Origin of the sequence: Gemella sp. 27098_8_155 (assembly GCF_041433725.1) — a bacterium.
GTDB lineage: Bacteria > Bacillota > Bacilli > Staphylococcales > Gemellaceae > Gemella > Gemella haemolysans_D.
The window spans coordinates 15071-41040 of record NZ_JAPWCA010000013.1 but is presented as its reverse complement, the minus strand read 5'-3'; the positions used below and the strand labels follow the sequence as shown (position 1 = coordinate 41040).

20 protein-coding genes are annotated in these 25970 nt (G+C 30.8%); 14 read left to right on the top strand and 6 right to left on the bottom strand.

Annotation, left to right across the window (positions count from 1 at the left end; genetic code table 11):
• Positions 1-19: 19 nt before the first annotated feature.
• The 4 genes from O5Y44_RS06410 (at position 20) to O5Y44_RS06395 (ending at position 5984) form a co-directional block, all read left to right on the top strand.
• Positions 20-2581, top strand: coding sequence for a transglycosylase domain-containing protein (locus tag O5Y44_RS06410; RefSeq protein ID WP_371465750.1), 2562 nt, complete (start codon positions 20-22; stop codon positions 2579-2581).
• Positions 2582-2763: 182 nt separating this feature from the next.
• Entirely contained in the window at positions 2764-3624 is an 861-nt protein-coding gene (rapZ, locus tag O5Y44_RS06405; RefSeq protein ID WP_271987563.1) for an RNase adapter RapZ, read from the top strand.
• A 4-nt stretch (positions 3625-3628) separates the two neighbouring features.
• Positions 3629-4612 (top strand): gluconeogenesis factor YvcK family protein, encoded by a 984-nt coding sequence (locus O5Y44_RS06400; RefSeq protein ID WP_271987565.1) that lies wholly within the window; start codon positions 3629-3631, stop codon positions 4610-4612.
• A gap of 22 nt (positions 4613-4634) precedes the next feature.
• The gene (locus tag O5Y44_RS06395; protein ID WP_271964580.1) at positions 4635-5984 is read left to right on the top strand and encodes a glucose-6-phosphate isomerase; all 1350 of its coding nucleotides are present in this window, start codon (positions 4635-4637) and stop codon (positions 5982-5984) included.
• 204 nt (positions 5985-6188) lie between these two features.
• On the opposite strand, the gene O5Y44_RS06390 is transcribed toward O5Y44_RS06395, so the two are convergent.
• A complete protein-coding gene (locus O5Y44_RS06390) occupies positions 6189-6896 on the bottom strand; it encodes a UTRA domain-containing protein (RefSeq protein WP_271964581.1) in 708 nt (235 codons plus the stop codon).
• A 251-nt stretch (positions 6897-7147) separates the two neighbouring features.
• Between O5Y44_RS06390 and malQ the strand changes: the two genes are divergently transcribed.
• Genes malQ through O5Y44_RS06370 form a run of 4 tightly spaced genes read left to right on the top strand, consistent with a single transcriptional unit; the run spans position 7148 to position 13323 of the window.
• Entirely contained in the window at positions 7148-8638 is a 1491-nt protein-coding gene (malQ, locus tag O5Y44_RS06385; protein ID WP_271964582.1) for a 4-alpha-glucanotransferase, read from the top strand.
• Between the two features lies 1 nt (position 8639).
• Positions 8640-10898, top strand: a complete 2259-nt coding sequence (gene glgP, locus O5Y44_RS06380) for a glycogen/starch/alpha-glucan family phosphorylase (protein ID WP_271987566.1) — start codon at positions 8640-8642, stop codon at positions 10896-10898.
• 25 nt (positions 10899-10923) lie between these two features.
• The gene (locus O5Y44_RS06375; RefSeq protein ID WP_271964584.1) at positions 10924-11718 is read left to right on the top strand and encodes an endonuclease/exonuclease/phosphatase family protein; all 795 of its coding nucleotides are present in this window, start codon (positions 10924-10926) and stop codon (positions 11716-11718) included.
• 18 nt (positions 11719-11736) lie between these two features.
• The gene (locus O5Y44_RS06370) at positions 11737-13323 is read left to right on the top strand and encodes an alpha-glucoside-specific PTS transporter subunit IIBC (RefSeq protein WP_271987567.1); all 1587 of its coding nucleotides are present in this window, start codon (positions 11737-11739) and stop codon (positions 13321-13323) included.
• 450 nt (positions 13324-13773) lie between these two features.
• Here O5Y44_RS06370 and O5Y44_RS06365 read toward each other — a convergent pair whose 3' ends face one another.
• From O5Y44_RS06365 to O5Y44_RS06350, 4 genes are all read right to left on the bottom strand, one after another.
• On the bottom strand, positions 13774-14604 hold the full coding sequence (locus O5Y44_RS06365) for a MetQ/NlpA family ABC transporter substrate-binding protein (protein ID WP_271987568.1): 831 nt from the start codon (positions 14602-14604) through the stop codon (positions 13774-13776).
• A 90-nt stretch (positions 14605-14694) separates the two neighbouring features.
• Positions 14695-15519 carry a MetQ/NlpA family ABC transporter substrate-binding protein gene (locus O5Y44_RS06360; RefSeq protein WP_271964587.1) on the bottom strand — a complete coding sequence of 275 codons (825 nt, stop codon included), beginning with the start codon at positions 15517-15519 and terminating at the stop codon, positions 14695-14697.
• A gap of 4 nt (positions 15520-15523) precedes the next feature.
• Positions 15524-16195, bottom strand: coding sequence for a methionine ABC transporter permease (locus O5Y44_RS06355; RefSeq protein WP_271964588.1), 672 nt, complete (start codon positions 16193-16195; stop codon positions 15524-15526).
• Complete coding sequence (locus O5Y44_RS06350; protein ID WP_271987569.1) at positions 16188-16922, bottom strand: ATP-binding cassette domain-containing protein; 735 nt, start codon at positions 16920-16922, stop codon at positions 16188-16190. The genes O5Y44_RS06355 and O5Y44_RS06350 overlap by 8 nt, the downstream gene beginning before the upstream one ends.
• 143 nt (positions 16923-17065) lie before the next feature.
• On the opposite strand from O5Y44_RS06350, the gene O5Y44_RS06345 reads away from it, so the two are divergent.
• From O5Y44_RS06345 to O5Y44_RS06335, 3 genes are all read left to right on the top strand, one after another.
• The gene (locus O5Y44_RS06345) at positions 17066-17194 is read left to right on the top strand and encodes a hypothetical protein (RefSeq protein ID WP_371465749.1); all 129 of its coding nucleotides are present in this window, start codon (positions 17066-17068) and stop codon (positions 17192-17194) included.
• Positions 17195-17352: 158 nt separating this feature from the next.
• Positions 17353-18357, top strand: a complete 1005-nt coding sequence (locus tag O5Y44_RS06340) for a LacI family DNA-binding transcriptional regulator (RefSeq protein WP_271987570.1) — start codon at positions 17353-17355, stop codon at positions 18355-18357.
• A gap of 2 nt (positions 18358-18359) precedes the next feature.
• Entirely contained in the window at positions 18360-19157 is a 798-nt protein-coding gene (locus O5Y44_RS06335) for a Cof-type HAD-IIB family hydrolase (RefSeq protein WP_271987571.1), read from the top strand.
• Between the two features lie 142 nt (positions 19158-19299).
• Here the strand turns inward: O5Y44_RS06335 and O5Y44_RS06330 are convergent, their stop codons facing one another.
• Positions 19300-20823 carry a ClC family H(+)/Cl(-) exchange transporter gene (locus O5Y44_RS06330; RefSeq protein WP_271964592.1) on the bottom strand — a complete coding sequence of 508 codons (1524 nt, stop codon included), beginning with the start codon at positions 20821-20823 and terminating at the stop codon, positions 19300-19302.
• Between the two features lie 148 nt (positions 20824-20971).
• Here O5Y44_RS06330 and O5Y44_RS06325 point away from each other — a divergent pair, with 148 nt between their 5' ends.
• The 3 genes from O5Y44_RS06325 (at position 20972) to polA (ending at position 25919) form a co-directional block, all read left to right on the top strand.
• Positions 20972-21700: a rhodanese-like domain-containing protein gene (locus O5Y44_RS06325; RefSeq protein WP_271987572.1), complete on the top strand. Its 729-nt coding sequence runs from the start codon at positions 20972-20974 to the stop codon at positions 21698-21700.
• 213 nt (positions 21701-21913) lie between these two features.
• Positions 21914-23116 (top strand): glycosyltransferase family 4 protein, encoded by a 1203-nt coding sequence (locus O5Y44_RS06320; protein WP_271987573.1) that lies wholly within the window; start codon positions 21914-21916, stop codon positions 23114-23116.
• Between the two features lie 163 nt (positions 23117-23279).
• Complete coding sequence (gene polA / locus O5Y44_RS06315; protein ID WP_271987574.1) at positions 23280-25919, top strand: DNA polymerase I; 2640 nt, start codon at positions 23280-23282, stop codon at positions 25917-25919.
• Positions 25920-25970: the final 51 nt, after the last annotated feature.

Sequence of the window (25970 nt, the reverse complement as noted above, 5' to 3'; positions counted from 1 at the left end):
GAAAAAGAGAGGATATACTATGGCAGAAAATAATAATAGTCGGTTATCGAGAAGAGATAGACACTCTCAGGAAAGAAAGAGTGTTATGCCAGGTGGATATATATCTAGAGGGAATAATAATCCAACAAATAATGGGCAACAAAGAAGACCATTAACAAATGAAGAAGTAATGAGAAGAAATGCACAGAACGCAGGACCTTCCAATCAACAACAAAGAGCAGGTAATGCTAATCAAGGACAAGGAGTACCACCTGTTAGACCGAGAAATGCTCAACAATCAGCAAGAACTGGTAAACCAGGAGGGCCTAGACGGCCATTAGGTCCAAATAGAATTAGTAATCCAAATTCTAAAAAATCCAATAAAACTTTATGGATGAAAATATTGAGATATGGGTTATATGCAGCAAGTGTTGCTATTATATCACTATTCTTACTATGTGTATTCTGGATTTATCAAGCACCTGCATTTGACTCTAAGATACTAGATAATAACTCAAGAACAATCGTTTATGATGTTAATAATAATGAGGTGGCAAAATTAGGGAACCAGATTGGTGAAAATTTAAATACATCAGACATCCCGACAAAAATGCAAGATGCAATCTTAGCGACAGAGGATAATAGATTTTTCGAACATGGAGCAGTCGATTTTAGACGTTTAGTAGGAGCGGTATTTTCAAACCTTACAAGTGGGTTTGGATCTCAAGGTGCGTCAACAATTTCTCAACAGTTAATTAAGAGAACATTCTTAGACGATAATAAGAGTATGAAGCGTAAAGTTCAAGAAGCATATCTTGCATATAAACTTGAACAAAACTACGATAAAGAATCTATATTTACTATGTATGTAAATAGAATCTATTATTCAGATGGAGTATATGGATTAAAAACAGCTTCTAAGTACTATTTTGGAAAAGAGTTAAATCAATTAACTCTTTCGCAGATGGCGCTTTTAGCGGGGTTACCTCAACATCCTAATACATATAATCCATATGATAATCCTGAAGCGGCTAAAGCTCGTCGTGACACTGTATTGTATTTAATGCAATATCATGGGAAAATCTCAGAAGCAGAATCAACAGCAGCTCAAAAAACTAATGTATTAGATGGATTAATAGAACGTGACGAAAGCGAACGTGTATTATTATCAAGTGAATTTGATTCAAAATATACTTCATATATGAATCAAATTGTAAATGAATTAAAAAATAGTAAAGAATTTAAAGATTATGAAGGTGACGTATTAAACTTAGGTCTTAAAATTTATACTAACTTTGATTCAAAAATTCAAGATACTTTAACAGAAAGTGTAAATGCTAACTATGCAGGAATAAAACAAGCAAGTAATGTAGCTATGGTTGTACTAAATAACGAAAATAGTGGTATAGCCGCTCTTTATGGAGGTAAAAAACAAACATTCCATGGATTTAATATTGCGACACAAGCTAAATTACAACCAGGTTCATCAATTAAACCAATACTAGCTTATGGACCTGCTGTAGAATATTTAAATTGGGGTTCTGATCATACGGTTAATGACTCGAAAATTCAGGGATCTCAAATTCAAAACTGGGATAGACAATTCCACGGTAATATTACAATAAATAACGCATTAGTTTGGTCATATAATATTCCAGCTATTAAAACATATCAAGAAGTTGGTTTCGATAGAGTAAAACAATATGCAAATAATGTGGGTATGGATATCAAGGATAATTCTATTACTACTCCAATTGGAGGAAGTGGAGATGGATTCTCGCCATTACAAATGGCAGGAGCATATGTTCCGTTTAGTAATGGTGGATATTATGCAACACCAAAAGCTATCAAAAAAGTTTATGATAGTGAAGGTTCTGAAGTGAAGAGCTTCAGTAAAGATGACAGAAAACGTGTTATTAAAGAATCAACTGCGTACATTATGACTTCAATGTTAAGAAATGTAGTAAATGGTACGGCTTCGTTTGCTCGTATTAGTGGAGCTGATATGGCTGTTAAGACAGGTACAACTACATTCGGTGAAGGAGAAGCTCAAAAGTATAATTTTGATATAGATAATTATTCTAAAGATTCTTGGACAATTGGATATACTAGTAATTACACGATGGCTGTATGGCAAGGATTTGATGCAATTGACGGGCCGACGAAGTATATGACTCAAGAAGATACGCAGAAAACTCAAGCGTTATATAGAATTAATATGCAAAATATAGTGCGTATTCACCCACCTAAAGGATTTAAAGTCCCAGAAAACGTTGGATCTATAAACGGTGGAGTTAAAGTTATTTCTGATAGTGAACGTCGAGAAATTGAAGAACAAAATAAACGTAATCAAGAAGAAAAAGATAAAGATAAAGATAGAAATAACAATAATAACAACAACGGTAATAACAGCAACGATGATAATAATCGTAATGGAAATAATTCTGAAGATAACAATAGTAATTTATCAAATCAAAATGGTCAACAGAATGGTAGCAACGGTAATTCCCAATCACGAGGAGGCAACTCTAATGGAGTACAACCTGGTGTAAGGAATTCAGGAGCTAACAATAATAACAACGCTAGTAGAGGCAATAGATAATTAGTAATAAATCTACTGTACAGGAAATCTGTACGGTAGGTTTATTTTTTATAATTTTAAAATACTACACAAATATTTAGAAATGGTGTACAATATAGAAATGGAGCAGTTTATTTATTCTTTGTTAAACTGAAAAAATTATTCCATAAAACTTATATTATTATAAAGACGGATGTGAAGCTATGAAGAAAAAATTAGTTATAATTACAGGAATAAGTGGAGCAGGAAAAAATACAGCGTTAGAGGTCTTTGAAAATCAGGGGTATTTTTGTACAGATAATTTACCGGGACTTGTTGTAGAAGATTTTCTAAGAATTATTGAAGAAAAAGAAATAGATAAAACAGCTATAAGCATAGATATTAGAAGCAAGCTTTTGTTTGTTGATTTAAAAGAAGTATTAAAAAAAATACAACAAAATGAATATTTTGATGTTCGTATAATATTTTTAGATAGTGAAGATCAAGTATTAGTAAATAGATATAAAGAAACTAGAAAAAATCATCCTTTGTCTAGTGAATTTAGTCTTCTAGAAGGAATTACTCAAGAAAGAAAAGATATGGATGCTATTAAAGGTATAGCGAATTATATTTATGATACTACAAATACAACCGTTAAAGACCTTAAAAAGAAAATTTTAGAAGATTTTGGTATTGAGAAAAAAGATAGTTATCATATTACAATTTCTAGTTTTGGATATAAATATGGTATACCTATAGATGCGGATAACATTGTAGATGTACGATTTTTAAGGAATCCATTTTATATAAATGAACTTAGGGAAAAAACTGGACAAGATAGTGAAGTATTTGATTATGTTTTTGATGATGAAGTCACTAAGGAATTTTATGATAAATATCTAGAATTAATGACTTACATGGTAGATAAGTATCAATATGAAGGAAGGGACAAGGTCGCAATTGCTGTTGGATGCACTGGTGGTAAACATCGCTCGGTGAGTATAGCGAGGAAATTACATGAAGATATCTCGAAACTTGGCTATAGAGTTTATCTAGAACATCGCGACATTAACAAGGGTAGGTAGAAAGATGAGAACTAAAATTAGAGTAGTCACTATAGGTGGAGGAACAGGGTTATCTGTTCTTTTAAGAGGGTTGAAAAAATATCCTCTTGATATAACTGCGGTAGTAACGGTAGCTGACGATGGTGGTAGTTCAGGGAAGATAAGAAGTGATATGAATATTCCATCACCAGGAGATATTAGAAATGTTATTGCTGCATTATCTGATGTAGAGCCGTATCTAGAAAAAATGTTCCAATATCGATTTGATAGTGGTGAAGTTAAGGGTCATCCGGTAGGTAATTTAATGATTGCTGCAATGACAGATATTCATGGAGATTTTTCAACTGCAGTAAAAGTTATGAGTAGAATTTTAAATGTTCGTGGAACGGTATTACCGACAACCAATGATATAGCGACTTTAAACGCTGTACTTTCTACAGGTGAAATTATAAGAGGAGAATCTTCAATTACTGAAGCTGGTGGAGAGATAGATCATGTTTATATTACACCTTCTAGGGTAAAACCTAATGAAGATGTGTTAAGAGCTATCGAAGAGGCGGATTATATTATAATGGGGCCAGGTAGTTTGTATACATCGATTATTCCCAATTTAGTAATTTCTCAGGTTTCTGATAAGATTAGAGAAAGTAAAGCTAAGAAAATATATGTTTGTAATGTCATGACTCAGCATGGAGAGACTGATAATTATACAGTTTCTGAACACATTACAGCTATCAATAAACATGTTGGAGAGAATATTTTTGATTTGGTTATTGCTAATTCTCGTGAGTTTGGTGATAGTATTTTATCGAAATATCACAAAGAAAAACAAGAACCGGTCAAAATCGATCAAGAAAAAATAGAAGAACTTGGAATTAAATTGATAAAAAATAATGACATCGGAATCGTTGATAATAACACGATTAGACATAATGCAGAAAAAGTTTCTGAATTAATTTACGATTATATTATAGACGACAAGCCAACAATGATTTATAATAAAAGATGAAAATAAAAAAAGGAGAACAAAAATGCACTTAAATTTTGATTATTCGAAAGCACTAAACTTCTTTAACGAACAAGAAGTAAAAAATATGGAAGGTTATGTGAAAGTTGCACATGATCAATTACACAATAAAACTGGAATAGGAAATGATTTCCTAGGATGGTTAGAATTACCAACTAACTACGATAAAGAAGAGTTTGCTAGAATTAAAGAAGCTAGTAAAAAAATTCAAAGCAATTCAGATGTACTAGTTGTTATCGGTATTGGAGGTTCATACCTTGGAGCTCGTGCAGCGATTGAAATGCTAAATGATAGTTTCTATAACTTCTATGAAGAAGGAAGAAAAACTCCAAAAATCTTCTTCGTAGGTCACACAATTTCATCAACTTATACTCAAGAATTAGTAAATTACTTAAAAACTACAGGAAAAGATTTCTCTGTAAATGTAATCTCTAAATCAGGAACAACTACAGAGCCTGCTATTGCATTCCGTATTTTCAAAGAATTACTTGAAGAAAAATATGGTAAAGAAGGAGCTAAAGAAAGAATCTTCGCTACAACTGACAGAGCTCGTGGAGCATTAAAATCATTAGCAGATGATGAAGGATATGAAACATTTGTAGTACCTGATGATGTAGGTGGACGTTTCACAGTTCTTACTGCTGTAGGATTACTTCCAATTGCTGTAAGTGGAGTTGATATTGATAAAATGATGGCTGGTGCCAAATTAGCTCAAGATGAATTATCAACACCAGATTTAAGCAAAAATATTGCTTACCAATATGCTGTAATGCGTAATATCTTACAACAAAAAGGTAAATTAATTGAGATTCTTGTATCTTACGAACCATCAATGGTTTACTTCAACGAATGGTGGAAACAACTTTACGGTGAATCTGAAGGTAAAGATGGAAAAGCATTATATCCATCAAGTGTTTGCTTCTCAACAGACCTTCACTCTATGGGACAATATGTTCAAGAAGGACGTCGTGTTCTATTAGAAACTATCTTAAAAGTTAAATCTCCAAACAAAGATATCGAGCTTAAAGAAGCTGATAACAATCTTGATGGATTAAACTATTTAGCTGGAAAAACTATGGATTTCGTAAACACTAAAGCATTTGAAGGAACACTTCTTGCTCACACAGATGGAGGGGTACCTAACTTTGTAGTAGAACTTCCTGATATGAGTGAGTTCACATTCGGATACTTAGTATACTTCTTCGAAAAAGCTGTAGGTATTTCTGGATACATGCAAGGATTAAATCCATTTGACCAACCAGGAGTAGAAGCATATAAGAAAAATATGTTCGCACTTCTTGGAAAACCTGGATTCGAAGAATTAAAAGCAGAATTAGAAGAAAGATTAAAATAATCTTGAATAAATTAAAAACTGATAGAGGAATAATTTTCCTTTATCAGTTTTTTGTTAATGTTTAATAATTAAATTTTACTATCAAATATTTTAAGTATGGAGGTGTCGCAAGCTACAACTAAAACAGTAAGTTTAAAATTAAAAACAAAAAGAAAACGACTCTATAAATTAGATTCAAATAAAATCGTAATTTATGAGTCTTCTTTATCTTTTGGCCATTGTTACAAATGTGAACTTATCTGGTCTATATGAAAGTATTCCATATTGTAGTATGTTTCCATTGGACAAATAAGTGATACTTTCAACAACAGCTACCATATTGTATTCACCAAGGTCCATATATTGTTTTTCTTCATCTGTAGCGTATCTAAATGATATTTGACGTCGTGAGTGCGTTATATTTAATCCTAATTCTTTTTCTAAGTATTTGTAAATAGATGATTCTGCAATTTCTTTATTAATAAATGGAACAAGACTTCTATCGAAATATGATACCTCATACTCTAATTTTTCGCCGTTGATCGTTCTACTACGACTAACTCTATAAAAATCATTATTCTCATCTGCACTAAAAATATCCATTATTTTCTTTTCGCCTTGAATAATATAAAGTGACTCTAGTGTAGTCTTAATTTCGTACTTTCCGTCGATGTTTAATTCAGAAGAAGTTTTAATATTTCCTAAATAATTATTTTTTATTCTTCCGTGTCCAAGAATTAAAGAATTTTTACCTTTAATCTTTTGGATATAACCATTAATTTCTAATAAAGACAAAGCTTTTCTAATAGTATCTTTTGAATAACCGTATTCTTTTACTAACTCATTTTCACTTGGTAGTTCTGTATTACGCTTATAAAAACGAGTATCTATTTTTTCCTTGAGATCATTATAGACCTTTTTGTATTTACTCATATATGATTTACCTTTACTGTTCTCCTTTTAAAAATTACCTATTTAATTATAAATGTAGTTGATAAGAATTGCAAGGGTTAAGTACATCTTACATACATATTGTAACATTTACGTATATGTTGTAGAAAAAAATAAAAAGAATTACATAAATGTCATTGACAAAATGAAAGTGTTTTATTATAATAATTATTGTTAAGTTATAAAAACTTATTTTGTAAATACAAGTTAAAAGTATGACGGAGGGAAATAGAATGACAAAACGTTCAAGTGGTGTATTGATGCATATCACATCATTACCAGGTGAGTTTGGTATAGGAACTTTTGGTAAAAGCGCATATGATTTCGTTGATTTCTTAGAAGAAACAAAACAAACATATTGGCAAATTTTACCATTAACAACTACAAGTTATGGGGATTCACCTTATCAAAGTTTCTCAGCTGTAGCAGGGAATTTAAACCTAATCGATTTTTCTTTATTAAAAGAAGAAGGATTATTAGAAGAAAGTGATTACTCAAATGTTAACTTTGGAGAAAATCCTGAAAAAATAGATTATGCTTTATTATTTGAAGTTAGAAGACCAATTTTAGAAAAAGCTGTTGCTAACACTGCAAAATATAGCAATGTATTAGCTGAGATAGAAGAATTCGAAAAAGACAACTCAAGTTGGTTAGCTGATTATGCTGAATATATGGCAATTAAAGAAAGTTTCGGATATCAAAGTTTTATTCACTGGGATGAAGATATTAAAAAAGGTGAAAAAGCCGCACGAGAAAAATATCGTACGGAGCTTCAAGATAGCATAAGATACTACACAGTTACACAATACTTTTTCTTTAAACAATGGTTAGCATTAAAAGAATATGCTAATGGTAAAGGAGTTAAAATCATTGGTGACATGCCAATCTATGTAAGTGCTGATAGTGTTGAAATGTGGACAATGCCAGAATTATTTAAAGTTGATGATAACAATGAACCACTTTATGTAGCTGGATGTCCTGCAGATGACTTCAGTCCAACTGGACAACTTTGGGGTAATCCAATTTACGATTGGGAAAAACACAAAGAACAAGGTTTCTCATGGTGGATTTATCGAGTACAAGAAAGTTTTAAAATCTATGATGTACTTCGTATAGATCACTTCAAAGGATTCTCTGATTTTTGGCAAATTGATAAAGATGCTGAAAATGCAGTAAATGGTACTTGGGAAGCTGGTCCAGGAATTGAATTATTCCAAAAAATTAAAGAACAATTAGGTGATTTACCAATTATCGCAGAAAATCTTGGATTTATTGATGAGAAAGCAGAAAAATTATTAGATGATTCTGGATATCCTGGAATGAAGATTCTTCAATTTGCTTTCCCAGGTGATGATAATCTAGATCGTCCACATCACTATACTCAAAATAGTGTTGCTTACACAGGAACACATGATAATGATGTAGTTAATGGATGGTATGAGAAATTGAGTGAGTCAGAACAAGAACTAGTTTCTGAATACTTAAATCGCCGTAATGATGAAACAATTACTGAAGCGATGATTAGAGGAATATACTCTTCAGTAAGTGATTATGCAATCGTAACAATGCAAGATTTATTAGATAAAGATGCAACAAGCAGAATGAATGTTCCATCAACAGTTGGAGGAAACTGGGAGTGGAGAATGCTTGCAGAAGATTTAACAGAAGAGAGAAAAGAATTTTTAAAAAATATTACAGTAAGATATTCAAGAGAGAGGGCATAAAATGACATTCACTAAATATGTATTGGATAAAACAAATAAAGAACTTAGTACATTAGAAAACAAAGAAATTTATAAACAATTATTAAACTATGTTAAAGATGAAGCTGACAAAAAAGCTTTAAATAGTGATAAGAAAAAAGTTTACTATATTTCAGCTGAATTTTTAATTGGTAAACTTTTATCAAACAACTTAATCAACTTAGGTATTTATGAAGAAATTGAAAAAGAATTAAAAGCTGCTAACAAACGTCTTAGTGATGTAGAAGAAGCTGAATTAGAACCTTCATTAGGTAACGGTGGTCTTGGACGTTTAGCATCATGCTTCATCGACTCAATTTCATCATTAGGAATCACTGGTGATGGAGTTGGATTAAACTACCACTGTGGTTTATTCAGACAAGTGTTTGTTAAAAATGAACAACATGCTGAGCCAAACTTCTGGATTGAAGATGATTCATGGCTAAGAGATACTGATGTTAAATATACAGTACCTTTCAAAAACTTCAACCTAACTTCAACATTAAAAAGAATTGATGTATTAGGATACAAAAAAGATACTAAAAACTATCTAAACCTATTCGATATTGATTCAATTGATAGCAGTATCATTGAAAAAGGAATTTCATTTGATAAAACTGAAATTGCGAAAAACTTAACATTATTCTTGTATCCAGATGATAGTGATAAAAATGGTGAATTACTACGTATTTACCAACAATACTTCATGGTATCAAATGCTGCTCAACTGATTTTAGATGAAGCAATTGCTAAAGGAAGTAATGTTCACGACTTATACGAATATGCATATGTTCAAATTAACGATACTCACCCAAGTATGGTAATTCCTGAATTAATTCGTTTACTAACTGAAAAACACGGAATTGAATTTGAAGAAGCATACACAATTGTTCAAAAAATGACTGGTTACACTAACCACACTATCTTAGCTGAGGCATTAGAAAAATGGCCATTAGCATACTTAGAAGAAGTAGTGCCACACTTAGTAACAATCATCAAACAATTAGATGCTGTTATTAGAGAAAAATATGAAGGTGAAGATATTCAAATCATCGATAAAGACGATAGAGTACACATGGCAAACATGGATATTCACTTCTCTAACAGTGTAAACGGGGTTGCATACTTACACACTGAAATTCTTAAAAACTCTGAATTAAAACACTTCTATGAATTATATCCAGAGAAATTTAATAACAAAACTAATGGTATTACATTCAGACGTTGGTTAGAATTTTCTAACAGACCATTAGCAGCCTACTTAAAAGAACTAATTGGTGATGAGTACTTAACTGATGCAACTAAATTAGAAAAATTACTAGCATTTGTTGATAGTAAAGAAGTAGCAGCGAAATTAGAAGAAATTAAACACGAGAACAAACTAGTTCTTAAAGAATACCTAAAAGAAACTCAAGGTATTGAATTAGACGAAAATAGTATTATTGATACTCAAATCAAGAGATTCCACGAATATAAACGTCAACAAATGAACGCTTTATATGTAATCAAAAAATACTTAGATATCAAAAATGGTAAATTACCTGAAAGAAAAATTACAGTATTCTTCGGTGGTAAAGCAGCACCAGCATATATTATAGCTCAAGATATCATTCACTTAATTCTATGTCTATCAGAATTAATTAACAATGATCCAGAAGTTAACAAATACTTAAACGTATTCTTAGTTGAAAACTATAATGTAAGTGTTGCAGAAAAATTAATTCCAGCAACTGATATCTCTGAACAAATCTCATTAGCTTCTAAAGAAGCAAGTGGAACTGGTAACATGAAATTCATGTTAAACGGAGCTCTAACATTAGGAACTCTAGATGGAGCAAACGTGGAAATCGATGAGTTAGTTGGACGTGAAAATATCTACATCTTCGGTAAAGAAAGTGATGAAATTATCAAACTTTACGAAACTGCAGGATATGTGTCTAAAGAATACTATGAAAAAGATGGTGTTAAAGAAGTTGTAGACTTCATCGTTTCTAAAGACTTAGTTAAACTAGGAAATAAAGAAAGATTAGAAAGATTATACAATGAACTACTTAACAAAGACTGGTTCATGACACTTATTGACTTTGAAGAATATTACGCTAAGAAAGAAGAAATGTTAGCAGATTACGAAAACCGTGAATTATGGCTGAAAAAAGTTATTGCGAATATTGCAAAAGCTGGATTCTTCTCATCTGACCGTACTATAGCTCAATACAACGAAGATATTTGGAACAAAAAATAATAAATAAAGAAGTGGGGAACATAGCATGAAACTATTAACGATTAATGTACATAGTTGGTTAGAAGAAAATCAACTTGAAAAATTAAATATCTTGGCAAAAACTATTGTGGAGAAAAAATACGATGTTGTTGCCATGCAAGAAGTAAATCAATTGATTAATAGTGCAGATGTTTACCAAGGAATAAAAGAAGATAACTTCGGAAAATTATTACTAGATAAAATTAGAGAATATGGAGAAGAAGGATACAGTTACTACTGGACTTATTCTCACATAGGATTTGATAAATTCGAAGAAGGTTTAGCAATACTCGCTAAAGGTGAAGTTGTTGCCGTAGAGGATTTTTACTGTACGGCACAACAAACCGTAACTTCTATCGAATCAAGAAAAATTTTAAAAGTCGATCTTAAAATAAATGATGAGATCGTAGAATTTTACAGTTGTCATATGAATTTGCCAACTTGTAAAGGGGAAGACATAGATCAAAATCTTAGCAACCTAATTAATTATACAGATAACAATAATCTTAAAGTTTTCATGGGAGATTTCAATACAGATTATTTCCATCAAGTAGACGATTATAAGAGAATACTTGATAAAGGGTTATATGATACTTATGAATTAGCCGAGAAAAAAGACGGGGGAGTTACCGTATATAAAAATATAAGTGGTTGGGAAGATTCTATGTGTCAGAAAAAATTGGATTATGTATTTATTAATAGAAAATTAGATGTAAAAGAAAGTTTTGTTATATTTAATGATGAAAATTATCCAATTATTTCTGATCATAATGGCTTAGAAGTAACATTAGCAGAAAAATAAAAAAGGAGGAAAAATGTTATGTTACAAAAAATTCAGCGCTTTGGAGGCGCGATGTTAATGCCATCTATTTTATTCGCATTCTTCGGATTAGTAGTTGGATTAACTTCAATCTTAAAAAACCCTAACCTAGTAGGGAGCATCGCGACAGAAGGTACTCTTTGGTACAACTTCTGGTTCGTAGTAGAGCAAGGAGGATGGACTATCTTTAACCAAATGCCAGTAGTATTCGCACTTGGTATTCCAATCGGTCTTGCTAAAAAAGCAAATGGTCGTGCAGCATTAGAAGCGTTCTTAATCTACATGGTTTATAACTACTTCATCAACGGATTCTTAACTCAATTCAAATTCTTTGGTGTAGATGTAACGCCTGCCCTTAAATTACCTACAGGTATTACAAGAATCGCTGGAGCAATTACTTTAGATACTTCAATCATTGGATCTATCGTTATTGCATCTATCTCAGTATGGATTCACAACAAATACTTCGATAAAAAACTTCCTGAATTATTAGGAATTTTCCAAGGATCAACATTCGTAATCTTAGTAGGATTCCTTATCATGATTCCAGCTGCTTTCTTAACAGCTCTATTATGGCCAAAAGTTCAATTAGGAATTGCTGCTTTACAAGGATTCTTAAAAGTATCAGGAGTTGCGGGAGTATTCACTTACACATTCCTAGAAAGAATTTTAATCCCAACAGGATTACACCACTTCATCTATGGGCCATTCATGTTTGGACCAGCAGTAGTAGAAAATGGAATCACAGCTTACTGGGTACAACACATTCACGAGTTCTCTCAAAGCTCAACTCCATTAAAAGAGTTATTCCCTCAAGGTGGATTCTCATTGCACGGTAACTCAAAAGTATTTGGATTACCAGCAGCAGCTTTAGCTATGTATGTAACAGCTAAAGACAGCAAGAAAAAAGTTGTAGCAGGGTTATTAATCCCAGCAGCACTTACTGGTTTCTTAACAGGGATCACTGAACCAATCGAGTTCACATTCTTATTCGCAGCACCAGTATTATTCGCTACTCACGCAGTATTAGGTGCATTAATGTCAGCAACTATGTATCAATTTGGAGTTGTAGGTAACTTCGGAAGTGGATTAATCGACTTCTTAGCTCTTAACTGGTTACCAATGTTCAAAAACCACTCTTCACAAATGTTCATTCAAATCGGAATTGGATTAGTATTCTCTGTAATCTACTTCTTAGTATTTAGATTCTTAATCCTTAAATTCCAATTAAACACACCTGGACGTGAAGCAGATGATGCTGAAACTAAACTTTACTCTAAACAAGAGTACCGTGAAAAAGGTAAAGAAGCAGCTAAACCAGAAGTTAAAGATGATGCAGCTACTCACGATGATCAAGCTCTTATCATTCTTGAAGGTTTAGGTGGTAAAGACAACATCGTAGACGTTACTAACTGTGTAACAAGACTACGTGTTAACGTTAAAGACGAAAGCCTAGTTAAAGGTGATGAATTCTTAAAACGTTCTGGAGCTCTTGGAGTTGCTCGTAACGGTAAAGCTATTCAAGTAATCATCGGATTCTCTGTAGGACAAGTTAGAGAAGCTTTCGAAAAAGAATTACACAAATAAGCCTATTATGACAGAAAAAAGAAATTGACGTAAAAGTCAGTTTCTTTTTTTGTATATTAATATTTAGATTTTAGAGAACTATAAACTAAATAGTATTAGTTCAATAAGTTTAAAATCTAAATTTACTAATCGGGGATGATCCAAAAGTCCTAAATTTTAACAAGGTTTATATGAAAATTTAAAGATGCAGTGGTTTATTAATATCTAAATTTGCTTTATAAAAGCTTTTTTGATATCTAATAAACTGTGTGGAGGCGACTCTACAAAATCGACTTCTTCGAAATCACGATTTTGAGTCACTCCCATATTTTAGGTATAAGTAGTTACTAGTTAAATAGTGATGTATGTGTTTTAAGACTAATAGTTATATTATTTAAAAGAAGCTGGTAATAATAATTGAGATAAAAAAATACTTGGTAAACAATGTCTACCAAGTATTTTCACTATATATTAGAACGCTGGAGTAGCGTGTCCTTTTGGTTTAAGTTCTTTGTTGATGTAATCTTTAATTTTTTCACTTGCTAATGCTTTTTTAACTGCTTGAACTTTAGCATCGTCTTTGTTATCTTCACGAGCAACAAGTGAGACAGCGAATGTTGAGTCTCCTTCTTTTTCAAAAGCTAGACCATTTTTGTCAGGAGTTAATCCTAATTTAGAGATGTAAGTTGGGTAGTTAAATACTAAATCTTTTTCATTGTATGCTTCGTTAAGGTTTAGTAAGCTTACTTTAGTAAATTTAAGGTGTTTTGGATTATCTTTGATATCTGCTTCTGTTACTGTAAAGCTATTTGGATCTTTAAGAGTAATAACTTTAGCGTGATCTAATAAACGTAAAGCACGAGCTAAGTTTGTTGGATCTGAAGGGATAGCTACATCAGCACCATCTTTAAGATCTTTGATATCTTTAAGAGTTTTTGAGTAGAATGATACAGTCGCGTTGTAAATTGGTTGAATAGCTACAAGATGAGCATTATTTTTTTTGTTAAATTGTTCCATGAATGGTCTGTGTTGGAAGAAGTTAGCATCAACTTCTTTATTGTTTAATGCAACGTTAGCTTGAACGTTATCAGAAACTTTAACGATTTCTAAGTTGTAACCTTCTTTTTTAAGATCATCTTTGATCATTTCTAACATGTCTGTCATTGGAGAAGTGTGAGAAGCTACTTTTACAGTAACAGGTTCTTTCTTCTCTTCTTTTTTAGTTTCAGTTTTGCTTGAACAAGCTGTTAAAACTAATAATAATGCTGTTAAGCTAGCAATAAATGAAATTATTTTCTTCATTATTTTATCTCCTATTAAGTATATTTTTTATTTAGAGGTAAGGTTGTTGATTGTATTTATAGATTTTGGATTAGTAATAATATATATTTATTAGAAAGCTGCAGTAGCTTTACCTTCGAAATTCTTTTGTAGGAAGTCTTTAACTTTTTGACTAGTTAAAGCTTTTTTAACTGCTTGAATTTTAGCGTCGTCTTTGTTATCTTCACGAGCTGCAAGTACACCAGCGTATGTAAAGTCAGCTTTGTCTTCCATTAGAAGTCCATCTTTCATTGGTGTAAGGTTTAATTTAGCAATATAAGTTGGGTAGTTGAAAACTAAATCTTTTTCTGCATATGCATCACTTAAGTTTAAAAGCCCAACTTCTGTAAATTTAAGATGTTTTGGATTATCTTTAATGTCTTTTACAGTAACGTTATAGCTGTTTGGATCATTTAATGTAATTAATCCACCGTGAGCTAATAATCTTAATGCACGAGCCATGTTTGATGCATCAGATGGAATAGCTACATCAGCACCATCTTTAAGATCTTTTATGTTTTTGACAGTTTTTGAGTAGAATGCTGGAATAGAATTATAAACTTTCGCCACAGCAACTAAGTTAGTTTTATTTTTTTCATTGTATTGTTTCATGAATGGTTCGTGTTGAAAGAAGTTAGCATCGACTTCTTTGTTTGCTAAAGCAACGTTAGCTTGAACATTATCAGATACTTTTACAATTTCAAGAGTGTATCCTTCTTTTTGTAAATCTTCTTTAACTAATTCTAACATATCAGTAAATGGTGGGACATGAGCAGCAACTTTAATAGTCTTGTCTTCTTTTTTTTCTTCTTTTTTATCGCTAGTTTTACTTGAACATGCTGTTAACACAAGCACAAGCGCTAGTAGGCTAGCAACAATAGATAATACTTTCTTCATTAATCTATTTCTCCTTCTTGTTTGTAAAACGTTTAGCTAATCCATAACCTATAGATTGAATAATAAATACATATATAATAAATATTATTACTATTAAATACATTAGATCATAATTGTATTCCTGATACCCATATCTAAAGGCAAATTCTCCAAGACCACCAGCTCCAATTACACCCATTACAGTAGTATAAGCTAGTAAACTAATAGTAGTATAGGTGAATGATAAGATTAAGTTATCCATTGTAGCAGGTAATAAGAAGTATCTAATAATTTGAATTTTAGTAGCTCCCATACTTATAGCTCTATCTACAATTTTTTTAGGAACATTAATTAATGCTTGTTCAACAAATCGAGCATAAATACTTACACCAACTAGTGTAAGAGGCAAGATTGCTGCAATATTTCCAAAAGATGTTTTAAATAGAAATCTATTTACAGGGATTAATATGAACACAAAAATTAGAAATGGAACACTACGTAGGGCATTAAGAGAAATGCTAAGTCCTTCATAAACTGCTCTATTTTTTAATAAATAATCACGACTGAAAGCAAAAAGCATAATACCTAATGGTAGGGAAATGAAAAATACTGTTAACATTGAGTAAAGCATCATATAGTTTGTTTCCCAAAATGCTTTCATAATACCATCGTAATTGGCTTTAAATAAATCAATCATTTAATAAAAACTCCTTTACGTAGTTATAGTAATTACTGTCGTAATCGTCTTTTGCATTTTTATTAGGTACGACAATATCTTTAATTGTAGAATCATCAATAACTACTACACGATCACAAAAGTTCTTAAGTAATGATAAACTGTGAGAAATCATAACTATTGAAATGTCAGTTGTTGTACGCAATTTATTTAATAGTGCAAATATTTCTTTTTCACTATTAGTATCTAATGCTGAACTGATTTCATCACAAAGTAGAACTTCTGGTTCTTGTAACAGTGCCATAGCGATAGCAACTTTTTGTTGTTCTCCACCACTTAGGCTCCCACAAAGACTATTTTTAAGTCTTGTGATATTCATGAATTCAAGAATATCATCTATTTTCTTTTTATCAACAGAAACCTTATTTAATTTGTACACTAAACTCAAATGATAATATACGCTTTTGTTATCAATAAGATTAGAGTGTTGGAATATATAGGCTAGATTTTTTCTTGTATTTCTAAGGGTACTTGCATCCATATTTTTAATAGAAGAGTTTTTATAAAGAATATCTCCGCTATCATATGAAACAATACCATTAATCATTTTAAGAATTGTACTTTTACCTGTACCATTTCTACCGATAATTCCAATAACTTCTTTTTTATTAATATCAAATGATATATTTTCTAGTTTGAAGTTAGCGTCTTTATATTGTTTTGATACGTTTTTTAATTGAACTATCATAATATACCTCCAAAGTACACTATACCACTTTCGGAAAAGGATTTCAAGAGCTTTGTTTAATATTTTTCAAAAAAATGTTTGTATTGTTCAGTGCTTGTTTGATAGTGTTTGTGGATCTGTTAACAAAAACCTCCAACTCTGTAATGATACAGTTTAACATTGTAGATGCGATGGTAGAAATTAGGAGATTATTTTTAGAAAAAATAACTATTATCATAGCAATGCTTATAAGAAATATAAAGTTTTCTTCTAGTGAAATTGTATTAGAATAATTTGATTATTGTATTTTTGAGTGTATTTTTTTATGTAGTAGTATTCAGTGAAATAATAAAAATTAATAGAACATATTTTCTGAAATTGTTCTTATATAATTCTTTATTTATTTACTCTAATCGTATATAATTAAAGTTGTGACTTAAGGAGGTAATCTATGAGGAAATTGACAATAGTAGATATAGCAAAAATGGCTGGAGTAGGTACTACTACTGTCTCTAGATATTTTAATGGTGGAAATTTAAAAAAAGAAACTTATGAGAGAATTAAAGAAATAGTTGATAAATACAATTATACACCGAATACTTTTGCTAAGGCATTAAAAAGTACGGATAGCAAAATTATTGGTGTAATAGTACCATGTTTACACTCTTTTGTAAGTGGAAATACTTTAAAATATCTAGATAAAGAATTAAAAGAAAATAATTATGAGACATTAATAATGAATGCTAATTTTGATGAAAATAAACAATTAGAATATATTAAGAAATTAGCAAGAATGAACGTAGATGGGATAATTTTATTACCGACAACTATGAGTAAAACGTATGAAGATACAATAAAATCTGTAGATGTTCCTGTTGTAGTGCTAGGGCAAGAAGGAGAATATACTTATAGTGTTGAGTATAATGATTTTAATGCTGCTAGGGATTTAACCAATTATGTTCTAGCTAATGGACATAAGAAAATTGCTTACTTAGGGGTAAGTGAGGAAGATATTGCTGTAGGATACTATAGGAAATTAGGAGTAGTAAGAACTTTAGAAAAGTATGGTTTAAGTCCTAAAAATATACTTATTAGTAGTTTTGGTATGAAAGAAGCATATGATGTTGTAAAAGAAAATATAGAAAAGTTGAAAGATGACAGTTGTTTAATTTGTGCCACTGACAATCTAGCTTATGGTGCCATGAAGGCTCTTGAAGAAGAAGGTTTAAGTGTTGGTGAAAATTATTCAGTTGCTGCGTTTGGAGATTATACTTCATCTGCTTTATTAAAATCCCCATTAACAACTATAAAATTTGATTTAAAAGATGCAGCGAAGCAAACAGTCAGCATGTTACTTAATGTTATAAAAAAAGAAGAGACAGCTATGAAACTATTAATAGGTTATGATTTAAAAACAAGAAATAGTGTAGTTGATTTAAATAAATATGGAGAATAAGAATGATGAATATAAAAGCGATTTTTTTTGATATTGATGGAACGATAAGAAGTTTTAAAACTAAAACTATTCCGGAAAACACTGCAAATACTTTAAGAAAGCTAAAAGAAAAAGGAATTAAAATTTTTATAGCTACAGGAAGAGCACCATTTCATACGACATTTTTAAATGATTTGTTAGATTTTAAGTTTGATGGGTATATTACAATAAATGGACAGTATTGCTATTTAGAATCTGGAGAAGTTTTAAATGATAAGATTTTATCAAAAGATGATATAAAAAATGTTCTTCCTTATTTTAAAGAGAATAATATAGCTTGTGATTTTGCATTATTAGATGGAGCTTTCATGAATCTGAAAAACCCGAGGGTTAAATGGTTGGAAGATGAATTAGGTGATCCAGAAAGATTTAAAGAAGATCCATCAGCTTACGATAAGGCTGTTAGTGAAAAAATATATCAACTTAATGTATTTGTCTCTGAAGAGGAAGAAGCAGGATTCTTAGCTTATATGCCTAATTCAAAAGCAGCCCGTTGGACAACTCATTTTACAGATGTTATTCCAAAAGATGGTGGAAAAAATACTGGGATTGATGCGATTATTTCTCATTTCGGTATTAAATTAGAAGAAACTATGGCTTTTGGTGATGGTGGAAATGATATAGATATGTTAAAACATGCTGGAATTGGTGTAGCAATGGAAAATGCAGGTGATAATGTTAAAGAAATAGCGGATTACATTACAACTAGTGTAGATGATGATGGAATTACTCATGCTCTAAAACATTTTAATGTATTATAAGGATAAAAACGGGAGTGACTCGGCAAAATTGTTATTTTATCGAGTCACTCCCTTAAAGTTTATTAGATATTGATAAACCACTGCATTTATGAGTTATCATAAAAATTATTTTGAATTTTGGGATTTTTAGTGAGCCTGTTTTTTATTCACCAAATTGTTTTAAAAATAGATTGACACATTCTTTTGGCATAATGACGGTAAGTTTATCATTTGCTTCTAGAATTGTACTTCCTTTTGGTACTATTTCTCGACCAGAACGTTCGATATGAGAAACAAGTACTCCTTTTGTCCAATCGATTTCACGAATTTCTTTTCCTATTAATGTACTATCATTTGATATAGTAGTTAGAATTTCTACTTCCATTTCAAGTTCATTGTCTCCTAGTTTATTACTAGTTAAAATTCGATCAAGTAAATATTCGTAAACCGGTTTTGTTCCAAGTATATTTGCAGTGATATATGCAAATAAGCAGCATAGTGCGATCGGCAGGAAATAATTTAGTTTTTGTGTCATTTCAAATAATAAAATTATTGAAGTAATAGGACTTCGTACAATTGCAGTTAAGTAACCTGACATAGATAGTATTACAAATAATGCAGTATATTTAGCATCAAAAAAGTTGCTAAACAATGTTCCGAGTACAGCACCTTGTATTAAGATAGGTAAGAATATACCGCCTGCGACTCCTGATGTGAAAGAAATAAGTGAAAATAAAGTTTTTATGAAGTATAAGGTTAATAAAAACATAAAGCTAAATTTATTCTCTATCAGAAATTCTACTAAACTATGACCGCTACCAAGCACTATTGGATAAAAAATAAATAATCCGAATGAAATTATAAATGCTACTTGAGGTCTAAATACTATATTTAATCTAAAATATTCATAAATTTTAAAAAGTATTTTTATAGTAACATTATAAAATGTCCCAAATATTCCTAATAGAATTCCTAATAAAACAACCCAAGGATAAATACTTACTTCAACATAGGGGATTTCAGGAAATTTGAAAATAGCAGTAAGTCCAAAAATATACTGACCAACTATATTTGCTATTACAGCAGCACTGAAACAACAGATAACGATTTTTTTAGTTATTTGCTTATGTACTTCTTCTATAGAAAATAAAACACCAGCAAGTGGAGCTCCAAAGGCGATGGATAGACCTGCACTAGCACCACAAGTAATAAGATACTTTTCTTTTACGCTATCCTTTTTTAGTATTCTAGAGACAAGTTTTCCACTCATTGCACCTAGTTGAATAGAGGGACCTTCGCGTCCAAGTGATAAACCACCGAGACTTGCCGTTAATCCACCAGTTATTTTATAAATTAGAACTCGTAATGGATTTGAATTTAATCTACCGGTAATTTCAGCAGAGACTTGAGGAATTCCACTTCCACTAGCCATCGGTTCACGTTTTAATAGAAAACCAGAAAACAAGGCTAGTAAGATTAGAATTAGTAAAAGACCTATTTTATAAATAAGCCCAGTTTTAATGAAATCGGCCATATAGTGAACAAGTTTTTCACTATAACCAATAAGAAGTCTGTAACTAGCACCGACAATTCCAGCAGCTAAACCTACTAAAATTCCATCAATTAATAAAGAGGATTCAATTTTTAAATTTTTATTTTCAATTTTACTAATTTTTGATATTTTCATCCAGATCTCCTTTCTTAAAAATGGTGTATAATAACATTTTACTCCTAAATTTTAAAAAAATCAAAAAAATATTTTATTTATACAATTTATTATTAAAAATACAAAATGTATGCTAAAATATAATTATATGATGAAAGGAGTAAACGCAATGAAAATATTCTTAATTATAGTAATTGTATTATTAATTATTGTAGCTGGATTATATGCATTTTGGCTTAAATTACTAAAAGGAAAACCAGGAAGAATTGCTGGAGCAGATGTTGAGAAGAAAACATTTGAAGAAGCTTTAGTTGTTGACGTTCGTTGGCGAAAAGAATATGCAAGAGGTCACGCTATAAATGCCGTGAATCTTCCGATTAAACTTTTTAAAAACGGTAGCGATGTGCTTGATGACTACAAGGATAAAGATATAATTTTATATTGTGTAGTCGATGTAACATCACGTGCTACTGAGAAGTTGCTTAGAGAACGTGGATTCACAAAACTTCATATTGGTGATGGTATAAAACAATATGACTATGGAAAAGCTATCTATAGCAATGCTTTATTATCAGAATTCAAATATCGAATCTCAGTAAGTAAAAATAAACAATTATTAAACCTTGGTTCTGAAGTGTTAAGTGATGAAGAAATTAAAGTTTCACCTGAGGAAATAGATAGTGTATTAGATAGATTAGATAAATCTTCAGAAATTTTTGTTTATAGTGAAAAACCTGAGTCAAGTAAAGCGGTATGTAAGAAACTTGGTTTAGATGGATATACAATTATTAATTTAGTTGAACCGTTTAGTACTGCTAGTTATAGAAATGCATTTTATAACAAAAATGATTATATCGAAAGTCAAGATGAAAAAGAAGCTGCGACTTGCAGTGCTTGAGGATAGAATTTTAAAAACGATAGGTTATCGTTTATAATGATTTTCAATCAAATTTGAGAGTAACTAGATAAAATAGATTTTTAAATAATCTTATTTTATGAGTTACTCTTTATTTTTGTGTTCTATTATATTAATTTAATGCGTTTACTATAAAAAATACACAAATTAGGTTATAATAGAGATGATGGAAAATATGAAATAGAGGATAAAAATATGAGGATTTTACATGTGTTAGCTCAACTTCCGATAAAAACAGGAAGTGGTGTATATTTTACTAATGTTATAGATGGATTAAAGGGATTTAACGTAGAGCAAGCTGCTATTTATGCTACGACACCAGAGTATAATTTTAACTTTGTAGACGAAAAATTTGAAGTTGAATTTCAAGGGAAAGATATCAGTTTTCCGATTGTTGGAATGAGTGATATTATGCCGTATGATAATACACTATATAAAAATATGACAGATGAAATGATTGAATCTTGGCAAAAGGCTTTTCGTAAAAAATTGATTCAAGCTAAAGAAACATTTAAACCAGATGTTGTAATCACACATCATTTATGGATTTTGAGTTCTATGGTTTGTGATGTTTTTGAAAATGAAAAAATTATAGGAATATGTCACAATACAGATATAAGACAAGCTGAGAAAAATCATGTAATGAAAGACAAGTATGTAAAAAGTCTTGGGAAGTTAGATAAGATATTGGCATTAAGCAGTGGTGTTATAGATGGAATAGCTAATATTTATAATTATCCTGTAGAAAAAATTGTGAATATTGGTGCGGGATATAATGAAAAAATCTTTTATCCTGCAGAAAAATATGAAAAACATGATAATGTGAAAATTTTATATGCAGGAAAATTTGATGAGTCAAAAGGTTTTTATGAATTAATTAAAGCTTTTAGATTATTAGAGAAAAAAGACACTAAAGTAGAATTAGAATTAATAGGGAATTTGAAAGATGAAGATAGACCTAGAGTTGAGTCTCTAGTTGGTGATTCTAAGAGAATAAGAATTTATAATGCGGTTGATCAAGTTCATCTAGGTGAGATTATGCGTCATAAAGATATATTTGTATTACCTTCTTATTTTGAAGGATTGGGATTAATCGCGGTTGAAGCCTTAGGAAGCGGACTTAGAGTAGTCGCTACTGAGATAGAAGGGCTTATAGAATTTCTTGGAGAAAAAATAAATAATTCTGAGATAATTGAGTATGTGAAAATGCCGACTATTTATGATACTGATAAAGCGGTCGAAGAAGAAAAGCCAGCTTTTATAAATAGACTAGTTGAATCTTTAGAAGTTATGATAGAAAGAACGAGAGAGGAGCGCGAGATTCCAGCTTATTTACTTGAAGAAATTGAGCGACATTCTTGGAAGAAAAAGATAGAAACAATTTATAAATTGTTGTAAAATCAATAATTAGAAGATATATGTAGAAGTACAAAGAGAAATTTATAAAAAATAGTGATATATAAAGTATAGTACGAGGGCGACTCAAATATCACTTTTTAAAAAATGTGATTTTTGTTTCGTACCTCTTTATAATTTCTAGAATTAAAATTAGGAGATTTAAATGGATAAGATAATGTTAATAGATGGGAATAGCTTAAGTTATCGTGCTTTTTATGCTATGCCAGCTTTAAAAAATAAAAAAGGGCTATATACTAATAGTGTTTATGGATTTACATTGATGTTAGAAAAAATATTAGCGGATACTAATCCAAAGTATGCATTAGTTGCCTTTGATAAAGGAAAACAAACTTTCAGACACCAAAGTTATGAAGCGTACAAAGGTACTAGGGATAAAACTCCTAGTGAGTTAGTAGAGCAATTCGGTTATGTTAGAGAACTTCTGGATTCATATGGAATAAAGTATGAAGAACACTTTGATTATGAAGCGGATGATATTATCGGTAGTTACGCTAAAATTGCCGAAAAAGAAGGCTTGGAAGTTATAATAGTAACTGGAGATAAGGACTTAACTCAACTTGCTAGTAAGAATATAACAATCTATTATACTAAACGTGGAGTTACTGATATAGATTATTACACGCCAGAATTTATTGCTGAAAAATACGGATTAACCCCTGAACAGATCGTTGACATGAAAGGTCTTATGGGAGATAAGAGCGATAATATCCCAGGGATTGCTGGAGTAGGTGAAAAAACTGCCATAAAATTATTAACCGAATATAAAACTGTAGAGAATGTATTAGAAAATATTGATAATATTAGTGGTAAAAAACTTAAAGAACGTCTAACAGAAGGTCGAGAAGATGCCCTGTTAAGCAAAAAATTAGCAACTATTTATACAGAAGTTCAAGTTGACAATAAGTTAGAAGATTTAACTTATAGTGAGAATATAGAGCTTAAAAGAGAGTTGTTTGAAAAACTTGAATTTGTTTCATTTTTAAGAAAATTATCACAAGAAAATTCTACTGAAGATGTAGAGGTAACTAATGAAGAAACAGTTACTCCTAAAAAAGAAATTAATATTATTTTAGCAGATAAAAATACGAAAATAGATTTTACCGATAGTGCTCTACATGTAGAGTGTTATACAGAGGACTATCATAATTCAGATGTAGTAGGAATAGTAGTTTATAGAGAAGGAGATGCTTATATATTTAGCGAAGAACAATTTTTCACTAATGAATTTGTAGTAGAATATCTTCAAAGTGAATTGCTTAAAACAGTATATGACTTCAAAAAGATTTTATTTATAGCGAAGAGAAACGGTGTGGATATTAACGGAGAAGTTTTCGATGTGAAAATTGTATCTTATCTGATCGATGTGAATGCAAAAACTGAAATTGATAAAATCGTCTTTAACTATCTAGGAAAAATAATAAGTAGTGATGAAGAAATTTATGGTAAGGGGACTAAACGCACTTTACCACCTCAAGAAGTTATTAATCCGTATATTGCAGAAATTGCAGAGAGTATTTCACTTATGAAATCATTGCTGGAAGAAAAACTCGCTGAAGAGAATATGATGGATTTATATAAAGACATAGAGATTAAAGTTGCTAAAGTATTAGCTAATATGGAATTTGAAGGAATACATGTTAGTAAGAAAGCTCTTGAGGAAATGAGTGCTGAGTTTGACGAGAGAATTAAATCATTGGAATCTAGTATTTATACTTTAGCTGGTTCTGAATTTAATATTGCTTCACCTAAACAGCTAGGTGTTGTGTTATTTGAAGATTTAGGTTTACCACCAATTAAGAAAACAAAGACTGGATATTCTACAGCTGTAGAAGTGTTAGAACAACTTCAACATAGTCATGAGATTATTCCATTAATTATGGAATATAGAACCATTACAAAGCTGAACTCAACTTATGCAAAAGGGTTAGTGAAAGATATTACTCGTGAAGGGAAAATCCATACACGTTATGAGCAAACATTAGCTCAAACAGGACGCTTATCTTCAGTTAATCCAAATCTTCAAAATATTCCTACAAGAATCGAAGAAGGTAAAAAAATTAGAAAAGCATTTGTTCCAGCTTCTGATGATAGAGTAATATTATCTATTGACTATTCTCAAATAGAGCTTCGAGTATTAGCTCATATTGCTCAAGATGCAGGAATGATAGATGCATTTAAGCATGATGTGGATATTCATACTAAAACAGCTAGTGATGTTAATGGAGTAAGCCTTGATGAAGTAACATCTTCAATGCGTCGAGAAGCTAAAGCTGTTAACTTTGGTATTGTTTATGGAATTTCTGATTTTGGTTTATCTAATAATCTAGGCATTACTAGAAAACGCGCTAAAGAATTTATCGATAAATATTTAGAAACATTTAAAGGTGTTGATAAATATATGAGTGATATTGTAGATTTTGCAAAAGAACACGGTTATGTAGAAACATTATTTAATAGAAGAAGAGCATTACCGGATATTAATGCCAAAAATAAGATTGTAGCTAATCTAAATGCACGTATTGCGATGAATTCACCGATTCAAGGTACTGCTGCAGATATTATCAAGATAGCTATGGTTAATGTATTTAAGTATCTAGAAAAAACAAATGTAGATGCAAAATTATTATTACAAGTACATGATGAATTGATCTTCGATGTAAATAAAGATATAGAAGAAGAGTTTACAAAAGAAATGATTAAAATTATGGAAGAAGCGGCTAATTTAGATGTTCAGCTTAAAGCAGAAGCGAGTAGTGGGTCTTCATGGTATGATGCGAAATAGAGTGATAGACTATATTAATTTAAAGTAAGCTCCCCCATATAGTTTTTTGAA

Bases quoted from the DNA above. Each gene is read 5' to 3' on its own strand.
- O5Y44_RS06410 (WP_371465750.1), top strand. From the start codon at position 20: ATGGCAGAAAATAATAATAGTCGGTTATCGAGAAGAGATAGACACTCT.
- rapZ (WP_271987563.1), top strand. From the start codon at position 2,764: ATGAAGAAAAAATTAGTTATAATTACAGGAATAAGTGGAGCAGGAAAA.
- O5Y44_RS06400 (WP_271987565.1), top strand. From the start codon at position 3,629: ATGAGAACTAAAATTAGAGTAGTCACTATAGGTGGAGGAACAGGGTTA.
- O5Y44_RS06395 (WP_271964580.1), top strand. From the start codon at position 4,635: ATGCACTTAAATTTTGATTATTCGAAAGCACTAAACTTCTTTAACGAA.
- O5Y44_RS06390 (WP_271964581.1), bottom strand. From the start codon at position 6,896: ATGAGTAAATACAAAAAGGTCTATAATGATCTCAAGGAAAAAATAGAT.
- malQ (WP_271964582.1), top strand. From the start codon at position 7,148: ATGACAAAACGTTCAAGTGGTGTATTGATGCATATCACATCATTACCA.
- glgP (WP_271987566.1), top strand. From the start codon at position 8,640: ATGACATTCACTAAATATGTATTGGATAAAACAAATAAAGAACTTAGT.
- O5Y44_RS06375 (WP_271964584.1), top strand. From the start codon at position 10,924: ATGAAACTATTAACGATTAATGTACATAGTTGGTTAGAAGAAAATCAA.
- O5Y44_RS06370 (WP_271987567.1), top strand. From the start codon at position 11,737: ATGTTACAAAAAATTCAGCGCTTTGGAGGCGCGATGTTAATGCCATCT.
- O5Y44_RS06365 (WP_271987568.1), bottom strand. From the start codon at position 14,604: ATGAAGAAAATAATTTCATTTATTGCTAGCTTAACAGCATTATTATTA.
- O5Y44_RS06360 (WP_271964587.1), bottom strand. From the start codon at position 15,519: ATGAAGAAAGTATTATCTATTGTTGCTAGCCTACTAGCGCTTGTGCTT.
- O5Y44_RS06355 (WP_271964588.1), bottom strand. From the start codon at position 16,195: ATGATTGATTTATTTAAAGCCAATTACGATGGTATTATGAAAGCATTT.
- O5Y44_RS06350 (WP_271987569.1), bottom strand. From the start codon at position 16,922: ATGATAGTTCAATTAAAAAACGTATCAAAACAATATAAAGACGCTAAC.
- O5Y44_RS06345 (WP_371465749.1), top strand. From the start codon at position 17,066: ATGATACAGTTTAACATTGTAGATGCGATGGTAGAAATTAGGAGATTA.
- O5Y44_RS06340 (WP_271987570.1), top strand. From the start codon at position 17,353: ATGAGGAAATTGACAATAGTAGATATAGCAAAAATGGCTGGAGTAGGT.
- O5Y44_RS06335 (WP_271987571.1), top strand. From the start codon at position 18,360: ATGATGAATATAAAAGCGATTTTTTTTGATATTGATGGAACGATAAGA.
- O5Y44_RS06330 (WP_271964592.1), bottom strand. From the start codon at position 20,823: ATGAAAATATCAAAAATTAGTAAAATTGAAAATAAAAATTTAAAAATT.
- O5Y44_RS06325 (WP_271987572.1), top strand. From the start codon at position 20,972: ATGAAAATATTCTTAATTATAGTAATTGTATTATTAATTATTGTAGCT.
- O5Y44_RS06320 (WP_271987573.1), top strand. From the start codon at position 21,914: ATGAGGATTTTACATGTGTTAGCTCAACTTCCGATAAAAACAGGAAGT.
- polA (WP_271987574.1), top strand. From the start codon at position 23,280: ATGGATAAGATAATGTTAATAGATGGGAATAGCTTAAGTTATCGTGCT.